Origin of the sequence: Sutcliffiella horikoshii (assembly GCF_008180725.1) — a bacterium.
GTDB classification, from domain to species: domain Bacteria; phylum Bacillota; class Bacilli; order Bacillales; family Bacillaceae_I; genus Sutcliffiella_A; species Sutcliffiella_A horikoshii_B.
Genome location: NZ_VTEV01000002.1, coordinates 280041 through 292313 on the forward strand (window position 1 = coordinate 280041; position 12273 = coordinate 292313).

The 12273-nt window shown below is 45.6% G+C and carries 11 protein-coding genes; all 11 read left to right on the forward strand.

All coding sequences use genetic code 11. The annotated features are described in order from the left end of the window. The first annotated feature begins 106 nt into the window (after positions 1–106). The 11 genes from nuoI to FZC76_RS05395 all read left to right on the forward strand — a co-directional run bounded on the left by nuoI (position 107) and on the right by FZC76_RS05395 (position 12139). A complete protein-coding gene (nuoI, locus tag FZC76_RS05345; protein ID WP_148987225.1) occupies positions 107–526 on the forward strand; it encodes an NADH-quinone oxidoreductase subunit NuoI in 420 nt (139 codons plus the stop codon). Continuing rightward, the gene (locus FZC76_RS05350; RefSeq protein ID WP_148987226.1) at positions 523–1062 is read left to right on the forward strand and encodes an NADH-quinone oxidoreductase subunit J; all 540 of its coding nucleotides are present in this window, start codon (positions 523–525) and stop codon (positions 1060–1062) included. Before nuoI ends, FZC76_RS05350 begins: the two co-directional genes overlap by 4 nt. After that, complete coding sequence (nuoK, locus tag FZC76_RS05355; protein ID WP_010200357.1) at positions 1059–1373, forward strand: NADH-quinone oxidoreductase subunit NuoK; 315 nt, start codon at positions 1059–1061, stop codon at positions 1371–1373. Before FZC76_RS05350 ends, nuoK begins: the two co-directional genes overlap by 4 nt. Positions 1374–1539: 166 nt before the next feature. Beyond that, positions 1540–3408, forward strand: coding sequence for an NADH-quinone oxidoreductase subunit L (gene nuoL / locus FZC76_RS05360; protein ID WP_148987227.1), 1869 nt, complete (start codon positions 1540–1542; stop codon positions 3406–3408). Next, on the forward strand, positions 3405–4943 hold the full coding sequence (locus FZC76_RS05365) for an NADH-quinone oxidoreductase subunit M (RefSeq protein WP_148987228.1): 1539 nt from the start codon (positions 3405–3407) through the stop codon (positions 4941–4943). Before nuoL ends, FZC76_RS05365 begins: the two co-directional genes overlap by 4 nt. A gap of 7 nt (positions 4944–4950) precedes the next feature. Then, positions 4951–6480, forward strand: a complete 1530-nt coding sequence (nuoN, locus tag FZC76_RS05370) for an NADH-quinone oxidoreductase subunit NuoN (protein ID WP_148987229.1) — start codon at positions 4951–4953, stop codon at positions 6478–6480. Between the two features lie 289 nt (positions 6481–6769). Next, positions 6770–7000: a DUF1146 family protein gene (locus FZC76_RS05375; protein WP_148987230.1), complete on the forward strand. Its 231-nt coding sequence runs from the start codon at positions 6770–6772 to the stop codon at positions 6998–7000. A gap of 413 nt (positions 7001–7413) precedes the next feature. Then, on the forward strand, positions 7414–8250 hold the full coding sequence (locus FZC76_RS05380) for a YwmB family TATA-box binding protein (RefSeq protein WP_148987231.1): 837 nt from the start codon (positions 7414–7416) through the stop codon (positions 8248–8250). A 32-nt stretch (positions 8251–8282) separates the two neighbouring features. Then, complete coding sequence (murA, locus tag FZC76_RS05385) at positions 8283–9587, forward strand: UDP-N-acetylglucosamine 1-carboxyvinyltransferase (RefSeq protein WP_148987232.1); 1305 nt, start codon at positions 8283–8285, stop codon at positions 9585–9587. A gap of 412 nt (positions 9588–9999) precedes the next feature. Further along, positions 10000–11028, forward strand: a complete 1029-nt coding sequence (gene spoIID / locus FZC76_RS05390) for a stage II sporulation protein D (RefSeq protein ID WP_148987233.1) — start codon at positions 10000–10002, stop codon at positions 11026–11028. A gap of 262 nt (positions 11029–11290) precedes the next feature. Beyond that, entirely contained in the window at positions 11291–12139 is an 849-nt protein-coding gene (locus FZC76_RS05395; protein ID WP_148987234.1) for a M23 family metallopeptidase, read from the forward strand. Positions 12140–12273 lie beyond the last annotated feature (134 nt).

A 12273-nucleotide genomic window follows, 5' to 3' on the forward strand; every position in this document is an offset into this window, starting at 1 on the left:
CGCCCGAAACCACCCGGGAATCGCCCGTAAAATCTAATTATCGCCCGATTCCCAAATAGCAATAAGTCTCTTAATAAAAGTAACGGAAGAATAGGGGTGAAGCAAAATGCGCGGTCTTGCAAAAGGTTTAAAATATACCCTACAAAACTTAACGAAGAAAAAAGTAACCTATGATTACCCAAACGAACCGCTTCCACTACCGGACCGGTTCCGCGGCATCCAGAAATTTTACCCGGAAAAGTGCATCGTCTGCAATCAGTGCTCCAACATCTGCCCGACAGACTGCATCCAACTTACCGGGAAAAAACATCCGGATCCAACGAAAAAAGGGAAAATCATCGACACATACGATATCAACTTTGAAATCTGCATCCTCTGCGACCTCTGCACAGAAGTCTGTCCGACAGAGGCCATCATCATGACCAACAACTTTGAGCTTGCCGAATACAGCCGTGATCGACTTTTCAAAGACCTGCAATGGCTCGATGAAAACGATACGAACATCAGAAGGGAGAATAAAGCATGACGATAACCGGTGAATTCATCGCTTTTCTTTTCCTAGCAATCGCTGCGATCGCCGGTGGAGTGCTTATGCTGAACCTCACAAAGGTCGTGCACATGGTCATTGCCCTAGTGTTCACCTTCATCAGCATCGCCGGCATCTATGTCATGCTCTCGGCTGAATTCGTAGCGGCCGTACAAATACTCATCTATTCTGGGGCCATCACCATCATCATGCTGTTCGGAATCATGCTGACTCGCCACAATGACGAGTCCGAAACATCCGGGCTTGGCCGGAAAATACTCGTCGGCGCAGGAGTTCTCGGTTTTGCTGCAGTCATGTACTTCGGACTGTACAGCCTTGACCTTGGTTCCCAAGAATCAGCCGACCTGCATGTGAACAACACCGAACAGATTGGTGTAGCCATCTATTCCAAATACGTCATTCCATTCGAATTGACCTCCGTGATCCTGCTCGTAGCACTTGTCGGAGCAATCATTTTGGCAAGACGAGATGACGAAGACGCGGACGTTGTAAAAGAGGAGGCGACCAAGGAATGAGCGGAGTTCCATTATCAGCCTACCTGGTACTAGCACTTATTTTATTCTGTATCGGACTTTACGGGGCGCTGACAAAACGCAACACCGTCATCGTCCTGATCTGTATCGAACTCATGCTGAACGCCGTCAACATCAACCTTGTCGCATTCAGCAAATTCGGCATCGCACCGTCCATCACAGGGCAAGTATTCTCCCTGTTCACCATCACCGTCGCAGCAGCAGAAGCCGCAGTAGGCCTGGCTATCCTCATAGCCCTCTACCGCAACCGCCGCACCGTTAACATCGACGAAATGAATACGTTGAAGAACTAAGTTCGAGAGATAGTAAGATTTCAAACTAGTATCCCCATGGAAAGCGAATACCCGGAACGGAAATCACCTGGGAGTTTACCAGATAACAAAACGTACCTCCGCAACCAGCTTGCACAAAAACGCAGCCACCAACACAAACCTGCGTAAAAAAAGGGGACTTGATACGATGATGGAGAATGCCTGGATCATCCCGCTTTTTCCGCTGATCTCCTTTATCCTGTTACTGCTTGTCGGCAAAAGAATGAAAGAATCGAGCGCATTCCTCGGAATCGCACTCATCGCTCTATCACTCATCTTTTCCCTCACAGTACTATGGGAGCGGTTTTCAGCACCAACCTTCAAAGCCACATTCGACTGGCTCCAAATAGGAGACGTCGTACTGACGGCGGGATATGAAATCAATCAATTAAACGCCTTGATGCTTGTCGTAGTATCACTTGTCAGCTTACTCGTACATATTTATTCCAAAGGATACATGCACGGAGACGACCGTTTCCACGTGTTTTACGCCTACTTAGGCCTGTTTACCTTTGCCATGCTGGCACTTGTCATGTCACCGAACCTGCTTCAGCTCTACATTTTCTGGGAGCTTGTCGGAGTAGGATCATTCTTGCTCATCGGGTTCTATTTTTATAAAAATGAAGCAAAAGCTGCTGCCAAAAAAGCGTTTATCATGACGCGTATCGGGGATGTCGGGTTATTCATCGGGATCATCCTATTATTCTGGCAGGTCGGCAGCTTCGAATATGATGTGATTTTTGAAGCAGTCAATGCAGGAACCATATCGGCTGGAATGTTGACCCTTATTGCCATCCTTATTTTCATCGGAGCAATGGGAAAATCAGGTCAATTCCCGTTACATTCCTGGTTGCCTGACGCGATGGAAGGTCCAACACCGGTTTCCGCCCTCATCCACGCCGCAACGATGGTTGCAGCAGGGGTGTACTTAGTGGCAAGCCTGTTTCCACTCTTCAATGCCAGCGAAACCGCGCTTATGACAGTCGCAATCGTCGGTGCATTCACCGCCATTTTCGCGGCATCCATTGGCCTTGTACAAAAAGATATTAAAAGAGTGCTAGCCTATTCCACCGTCAGTCAGCTCGGCTTCATGATGCTTGCACTCGGTTCTGGAGGCTATGTGGCAGGGGTTTTCCACCTCACCACACACGCATTCTTCAAAGCCTTGCTGTTCCTTGCAGCAGGAAGCGTCATCCATGCCGTCCACACACAAAACATTGACGAGATGGGTGGACTTTGGAAAAAAATGCGCACCACTGGAATCTTATTTTTAATTGGAACCCTTGCTATCACAGGTGTTCCATTGTTCTCCGGGTTCTTCAGTAAAGAGGAAATCCTCCTTGCTGCCTGGGTGAATGGAAATCCTTTTCTTTTCTTACTAGCACTGATTGCCGCATTTTTCACGGCATTCTATATGTTCCGCCTGTTCTTCCTGGTTTTCACCGGCGAAGCACGCGGGGACCAGCGCCATGTTCATGAATCTTCGTCCGTCATGACCATTCCGATGATTGTGCTTGGCGTCCTTGCCGTCGTGGCCGGTTACATGAACACCCCTTGGTTCGGCCATTTTCTCGGAGACTGGCTGACAGAAGGGACTACTATGTATGGCCCGTCCCATATTGAGGGACCAAAATGGATCATGGCAGCTGCCATATTAGTTTCTTTTGCCGGAATCGGTATTGCCTATCTGATTTACTTCCGCCGCTCGATTGCGGGCGAAACATTCAGTCAAGGCGCACCGCATCTTTACAGCATTTTGCGCAACAAATACTTTGTCGATGAAATCTATAATATGACATTCGTTTACGGAACGAAGGTAATCAGCCTGTTCCTGAAGTACATCGACGAGTTCCTTGTCCACGGAACAATGAAGGGAATTGCCGCGGCGTCCCAACAAATCGGTAGACTGGGAGCGAAAGTGCAGAACGGCCAAACCCAGACATACGGAGCAGTCGCGTTCGTCGGACTCGCCATTCTCATCATTATTTTCGTCTTCACAGGGGGGTACATCGGATGAACAGCCTATTTCTGACAGCCTTAATCTTTGCCCCTCTATTAGGTATCTTGGTTCTTCTTTTTACACCAAAAACAAATGTGGAAGCCATCAAAATGGTCGGGTTCCTAGCAACCTTGCCGTCCTTGATTCTCGCGCTCATCGCGTTCTGGCAATACAAAGCTGGAGCGGGACTTGAACAGTTCGCGGTGAAACTGGAGTGGATCACTTTTGGTAACAAAGATCTCACCAAAGAAATTTACGGAGCTCAAGTTTACCAGCCGATCTCCTTTGAGCTTGGCATCAACGGCTTCTCGCTCGTCATGATTCTATTGACCGCAGTGCTTTCCACCCTTGCAGCGATTGCAAGCATCCATATAAAAAAAGAATGGAAAGGCTATTTCATCCTCTTTCTTCTTTTACAAATTGGAATGCTTGGCGTTTTTGCAGCGGAAAACCTGCTATTATTCTTCTTTTTCTTTGAGCTTACCTTGATCCCAATGTTCTTTCTCATCGGAAAATGGGGCTATTTTGAAAAAGAAAGTGCGGCATACCGTTTCCTTATCTATAACGGTCTCGGTTCTGCCATTCTATTAATTGTTTTCGTTGTCCTTTTTACCAAAACAGGAACAATGAATATTGCTGAAATCACAGCTATGTTCACAGGTAACAGCGACGCCATGTTCTTAGGTGAAGTATCTGACGACCTGCGCATGGGGCTACTGATTGCATTGCTTGTGGCATTCGGAATTAAGCTGCCAATCGTGCCGCTTCACAGCTGGATGCTGAAGGTCCACGTGCAGGCACCGCCATCGATCGTCATGCTGCATGCCGGCGTTCTTTTGAAAATAGGGGCATTTGGTCTCATCCGTTTCGGCGTTGGAATCTTCCCGGAACAATTCGACCAACTAGCTTTCATTCTAGCAATCTTGGGAGTCGTGAATCTCCTATATGGAGCGTTCCTCGCACTAATCCAAACAGATTTCAAAATGGTGCTGGCCTACTCCAGTATCTCGCATATGGGAATTGTCCTGATCGGACTTGCTGCCCTGAACGAAGCGGGTATCCAAGGCGCAATCTTCCAGGTGGTCTCCCACGGATTCATCGCGGCACTCTTGTTCTTTTTGATTGGAGTGATGTACGAACGCACGGGAACGACCGAAATCAGCAAGCTTGGAGGTCTCGCAAAAGCAATGCCACTCACAGCCGGATTCTTCCTTGTTGGCGCCATGGCCTCACTCGGTCTGCCTGGCATGTCCGGGTTTGTCAGCGAATTCCTTGCCTTCATGGGACTTTTCAATGACATGCCAGTGGTCGCAGCAGTCGGAACGCTTGGGATCATTTTAACTGCAGCATACCTGTTGCGAGCAGTGCTCGGCATGACATTTGGCACGAAAGCGGCAGGCTATGGTGAGAATGTAGTGGACCTGCGCGGACTTGAATACATTCCCGTCTTTGCCATGCTATTCTTCATCATCCTGATCGGAGTATACCCTAGCATTCTCGCACAACCGCTGCAAGACACCATTAACGCCATCATTTTAGGGATAGGGGGGTGAACAGGAGATGGATTTAGAAACCTTACTCAGCTTTGATTGGAGTGTCATGGCACCGGAATTCATCATTCTTGGTGTAGCAACCCTTCTCTCACTACTGGACTTATTTTTACCGAAAAAAATAGACCGGAGACTGCTCGGATGGCTAGGATTCGCCAGCATCCTGGCAGCCCTCGGATTCTTGGTGGGCATGTACGACAAGGGCCCGACAGAAGTCACCACCATTTTATATGAAACATACCGACTTGACAGCTTTGCAATGGCCTTCAAAACTTTGATACTAGCCGGGGCAGCATTCGTCATGCTCATGGCCATCAGCTACGAGCCAAAAGAGGGCTTGCGCGAGTACAGAGGGGAGTTCTTCTACCTCTTGCTCCTAGGCGTCCTCGGGGCCATGATTATGTCCTCAAGCGGCGACCTCATTACATTGTTTGTCGGACTTGAACTATTATCCTTGGCCTCCTACGTTTTGGCAGGCCTTCGCAAAAAGAACCTGCAGTCCAACGAAGCGGCCATGAAATACGTCATCAATGGCGGAATCGCCACCGCCATTACCCTGTTCGGAATGAGCTACGTGTACGGACTGACAGGCACAACCAACCTGCAGGAAATGTGGATTTCACTATCGCAAATTAACGCACGTGACATGCAATACTTACTGGTCATCGCCTTCATGATGATGTTCGTCGGCTTGTCCTTCAAACTCGCGACCGCCCCATTCCACATGTGGGCACCGGACGTCTACCAAGGCGCGCCGACACCAGTAACGGCATTCCTTGCAGTCGTTTCCAAAACAGCAGGCTTCATCATCGTCCTGCGCCTGTTTGTGACACTGTTCTTCCCAACGCGCTCAGCAGAAGGGTCGTCCATGCTGTTCTCCATGGGGGAATTCATCGCGGTACTTGCCGTAGCATCCATGATTATAGGTAACTTTGTTGCCTTGCGTCAGCGCAACGTCAAGCGGATGTTCGCTTACTCTGGAGTCGCACACGCCGGGTACTTGTTGGTCCCACTGGCAACCGTTAACTTTATCTTCATTTTTGAAGCAATGTGGTTCTACCTGGTCGCCTACCTGTTCATGAACATCGGGGCACTTGCGGTACTGCAAGTCGTCACCGCACGGGATGACTCCGAGGATCTGAGCCGGTTCGCCGGTTTGTATCAGCGCTCACCGCTACTTGCGGTATTCATGTCGGTATTCCTGCTATCGTTGGCAGGGATCCCGGGAACAGCCGGATTCATCGGAAAATTATCGATTTTCGTCGGTGCCATTTCCGAACCAACTAACGCCTACGTCCTGGCATCCGTCTTAATTCTGACCACCGTCGTTTCATACTTTTACTATTTCGGAATCATGACACAAATGTTCTTCCGCCCGGCCGCAAGTCAGGAAAAAATCCATGTTCCTATTGGAATCTGGATTACCATCGTGATTTGCGCGGTTGCTACATTGGCACTCGGAATCTTCCCAGGCCTTGCCATAGACATGTTCGGAAGCAATTTTGATATTTTATTAGATATCTTTGAAACAGGCAACTAACTGATTGTCATCGTTAAGGGGTATATGATTTAATATGAAAGAAGGAGTTCCTATGCTCCTTCTTTTTTGTGGATTACTATAGGAAGAAACTAATGAAGCAAGGTATTTGCAGCTGGTGATTGGAGCGAAAGGATGAGACTCCAGCGGGGGAGAAACGGTAGGTTGGGACCCCGCAGGCTTGCCTAGGAGGCTCAAGCACCGTCCCGCGGAAAGCGAAGCCTGGCGCGGAAATCAATAGCGTCGTATATCCAGAGCTTTAATTTAAAATAAATAGGAGGCTGCATTCACAATGATCGATTTCGGAGTACAAGCACTCGTCAGCATCATCTCCCACCTACTATTCATCAGCATCACCTGGTGGGCTCTCCAAGCCATCCAATACGAAAAATGGATGAAACCAAACAAAGTCGTCCAAATCAGACTGCTACTAATCCTCATCACCATCGCCATCGGATCCTCAGTCAGCAACTTTTTCCTGGACTACCTGTTCCTATCCCAAAGACTGCCGATGATATGGTGAAAATAAGCATATTTCAGCAAGCCAGAGGAGGAATCCCTCTGGCTTTCGTGAAAATATGCGATAAATCAGTATTACACCCTTGAGAAGAACCCATGATATTTTAAATACAAGCGAAACTCCACCGAATACTGTCCAAACAACCCCAAATACAAGCGAAAAAATCTAGAATACTGTCCAAACAACATAAAATACTGTCCAAAACACCCCAAATACATGCCAACCGACTAAATTCCCCTATAACCGACACTCACCCACACTTGCCGCTTCTACGTTAGTGCTAAAACTCCTGCCGGGGTCTGACCCCAAAACACAAAAAAATTTAAAACAACAAAAATTTTGACGAACATTTCTATGTATCTCTTACTCCCACATTGGCGACACTGTTTAGTAACAAACAAAGGGGCGTGGGGGATATGTTTAATGAGATTGGGAACACAAATAAGGGCTTCGTTACTAATACTAAATATACAGAAAAAAAGTGGAAACTTTATATTAATAGATTGCTAGGACTATTTTTTATTTTCGTAATATGTTTTACGGGGGTAATTCTTGGGAATGAAAGAAGCAGAGCTCAATTACCAAACGATATCAGTACTGAGATACTTGAAATCGCAGAAGTTTTTCAGAAGGAGAAAATAAATGTTCAGGAATGGAAACTTTATGGGCGGAAGAACGTCTATAAAATTAGGGATTTAGTCGCTTTTCAAAAAGAGGTAAATCGTTTAAAACAGAATATGGGCCATCTTAGTTGGAACGTGATAGAAGAAGAGGATCAATGGAAGGCAGTCGGGACTTATTATAATGACATACTTAAGCAAGAAGAGACTCTTCAGCTTATCACCACCCACACAAACTCATCCAAATCATCGTATTTATTATATGAGGTAACTGGATATGGTTGGGAAAAGCCTGTGGCAACAGAAATAATAAACAATTTCCATTCTAATCTTACCAATATTTCTCATGAAGACTTTGAAATATTTAGTTGTATGACCGGCGATTTCAGTGCTAAAATTGAAGATGGTTTGCAAAATACGACAAATATTTTGCTAGAAGCATTTTCAGCACAGATAGTTGAAGAGATTCAGGAAGATACCTTTGTATCAGTTTCAGCATATACTGATGCATGGAATAATGTTCTTCCGACACATCAGGGAAAGATGAACTTACAAATTGGGTTACGAACACAAGGAATGGGCGATAAGACTACCGTGATTGTAGGCACGCCAATTATTACTGTTGAATATTAATATATAGAATAAAAGACGCGGAGGGGAACGTTTTGGAAAAAATCATCGTCCGCGGCGGACAAAGGTTAACAGGTACTGTAAAAGTAGAGGGAGCAAAAAATGCAGTACTACCTGTCATCGCCGCAACTTTATTAGCTAGCAAAGGCAAATGCGAAATCTTAGATGTACCTGAGCTCTCCGACGTTTATACGATTAACGAGGTTTTGCGATATTTGAATGCCGATGTTGATTTTGAAAATAATCGTATAATTGTCGATGCAACAAGAGAGCTTCACACAGAAGCACCGTTTGAATATGTAAGAAAAATGCGCGCATCTGTCCTAGTAATGGGATCATTGCTTGCACGTAACGGAAAAGCACAAATTGCTCTACCTGGAGGCTGTGCAATTGGATCAAGACCAATCGATCAGCATTTAAAAGGATTCGAAGCGATGGGTGCGAAAGTGAAGGTTGGAAATGGTTATATCGATGCCGAAGTAGACGGAAGATTACAAGGCGCGAAAATATATCTCGACTTCCCAAGTGTGGGAGCAACAGAGAACATCATGATGGCTGCAACACTTGCTGAAGGTACAACAATCATGGAAAACGTTGCAAAAGAACCGGAAATCGTGGACTTGGCGAACTTCTTAAACTCTATGGGAGCTAAAGTTCGTGGAGCAGGTACAGGTACTATCAGAATTGAAGGGGTTTCCGAGTTACATGGATGCCAACACAACATCATCCCTGACCGCATTGAAGCAGGTACATTCATGGTAGCAGCTGCAATCACAGGCGGAGACGTTATCGTTGAAGGCGCAGTGCCGGAACATTCCAGCTCTTTAATCGCCAAAATGGAAGAAATGGGCGTTAAGTTTGAAGAAGTCGAAAACGGATTACGCGTTATCGGACCAGAAAAACTTAAGTCAATTGACATCAAAACGATGCCTCACCCAGGGTTCCCAACAGATATGCAATCCCAGATGATGTCTTTATTATTAGCAGCTGAAGGCACGAGCATGATTACGGAAACTGTATTTGAAAACCGCTTCATGCACGTTGAAGAGTTCCGTCGTATGAACGGCGACATCAAGATCGAAGGACGTTCCGTTGTCATCAATGGACCTTCCAAACTACAAGGCGCAGAAGTGGCAGCAACAGACCTTCGTGCAGCAGCAGCATTAACCCTAGCAGGATTAATTGCAGACGGATACACTCGTGTAACCGAGCTAAAACACCTAGACCGTGGATACGTAAACTTCCACAACAAACTAGCAGCACTTGGCGCAGACATCGAACGCGTAAGCTCCATGGAACAAGAACAAACAATCATCCTAGAGCAAATCAAAGAAGCCTAAACACACCAAAACAGCCAATCATTTATTTATATTCTACATTGAGGGTCAGACTCCTTTAAGGGTCTGACCCTTTTTTGAACTTTTTTTTGAGCCTTCGACATGAGGGCGGAAATTCCTGCTGGGGTCTGACCCCAGCACAGCATTTTTTTCACTACTTATTAATATTCCATCTTTTTTTCTATCAGACCATTTTTTTGTGGGATATAGAATTGTTTTCTGATAGTTGTAGGTTATGTGTATATAATATAGAAGTTTTTAGGAGTTTTTTAGGGTTTGAGGCTGCTACACGAATCCTTGAAACCTGCCCATATTTTAGTCATAATTGCTTGTCCGCCTCCATAAGAATGAAGAGTAAAGGTATCCAACCATCAGCAAACAACTACTACTTTATTGTTATCGGAGGCTCGGCGCTATGAGAAACTTGAAACCAATCATCGTACTCACTTCTATTCTATTTGTCATGGTATTAATGGTACCAACGTTATTAGTCATGCCGTTTGTCGATAAGGAAAGCGGCCAGTTAGCAGAAGAACTCCAACCGAACCAGCAAATCCAAAACCAAGTAGATTCAATCGACTCTCCGATTGATGTAGCGGTTTATCGACATAAACTGGAGATGATTGAAAAAATACCGCTAGAGGACTATATTGTTGGCGTAGTCGCTTCGGAAATGCCGGCTGACTTTGAGCTAGAGGCGCTAAAAGCACAGGCTTTGGCAGCGCGGACGTATATTTTAAGGCAGCTAATGGCGGAAGAAAAACTAGGCACACCAGAAGGCGCTGATGTGACAGATACCGAACAGCACCAGGTGTATAAAAGCCCCGAGGAACTAAAAGCCGCCTGGGCAGCGGAAGACTTTAACTGGAAGATGGAAAAAATAAAACAGGCGGTCGCGGAAACAGCCGGATCCGTCCTTACCTATAATAATGCACCAATTGATGCAAGTTACTTTTCCACTAGCAATGGCTACACAGAAAACTCGGAAGAATACTGGCCAAACGAAATTCCATATTTACGAAGTGTAGAAAGCCCTTGGGATGTAGATTCTGAAAAATACTTAAGTCAAGTATCATTGCCGGTACAAGAATTTCAATCCAAGCTTGGTGTAAGCTTGGGAAGTGACGGTGCTGTAGGGAAAATCATCTCGCGCACAACTGGGAACCGAGTGGAGACGGTAGATATTAATGGGAAGACATTGAGCGGAAGAGAAGTGCGTGACATCCTTAAGCTGCGCTCTAGCGACTTTACATGGGAGCGTAAAGGAGACAACATTGTCATCACCACCAAAGGTTTTGGCCACGGAGTCGGGATGAGCCAATACGGAGCCAACGGCATGGCCCTAGAAGGCAAAAACCATACCCAAATCATCTCTCACTACTACAAAGACGTCCAAATCGCCAGCGCCGAACAGTACCTAAATAAAGTGACAGCGAAGAGATAGAGAAGGGGAAAACATAAAAAAATGAAAAAAATAACCCTTTGGGGGTCAGACCCCCAAAGGATTTCCCCTCTTTATGTCGAATAGAGGTTCACCCGTCAGACCCCGGCTCCTGCCGGGGTCTGACCCCTTTTCAAACTTTTTTTCAGTTTCCATGCATAATTCCCCCTCTATTGAAGGAAAATAAGCATTTCAAAAAATTTTTCAGCCTGCATGTATATTATTCTGTGAATCTGTTCAGAATGATTGCTGAGGTGATGATACAATGAGAGAGGAAGAAAAGAAACGGACTTCTCAAAATTCAAATTGGCAACGCTTAATGAAAAAGCGTTGGGTGTTCCCAGCAATCTATCTTGGGTGCGCAGCAATCATTTTGACAGCGGTTTTAGTATCCCAATCAGGTAATGAATCAGAAGGTAATCCAGGAAACACAGAAGGGCAAGGACCTACCACTTCTTATGGTGATCAGGATTCCATGGAAGTAAACAGCCCGGTAGAAAACTTTGTAATGCCGGTAACAGATGTTAACTCTTCTGTCATCCAAAGACCATTCTGGGATGCAAATGCATCTAAAGAAGAACAAGAAGCAGCTTTCATTGAGTACAATGGTATTTACCAACCAAACACAGGTATCGACATTGCAATGAAAGACGGCGAAACATTCGAAGTAGTCGCTTCTTTAAGTGGAACTGTAACGCATGTTGAAAATGATCCATTACTAGGAAACGTCGTAGAAATTGAGCATTTGGATGGTGTGAAAACAATCTATCAATCACTGACTGACGTACAAGTCAAAGTCAACGATTTCGTAGAGCAAGGTGAAACAATCGCCAAAGCACACACAAACCAACTGAACAAAGACGCAGTACACGTTCATTTTGAAATCCGCAAGGACAATGTAGCAGTGAATCCGAGCAGCTTTTTTAACAAACCAGTCACTTCCCTACTAGAGGAAGAAGGACAAGCTTCTGAAGAAGGAAGCGAGCCAGCTGGTGAACAAGAAAAAGAAGAAACTCCAGCAGAGGGCAAAGATAAGCCTGAAGACGGAGAAGACAAAGACGGCGACGAAGGATCTTCTGACGAAGAAGAAGAATCCGTTAGCTATCTAACATAATCTAAAGTCTTGTTAATTAAATAAATGCTAGAACGATAAACTCTATTGAGCCAAAGAGCAGCTTACAAACGGGAAACACAACTCCGGAAAGCTGCTCTTTTTCTATGCAAAATTTTTATCTGCTTCACCCAAAA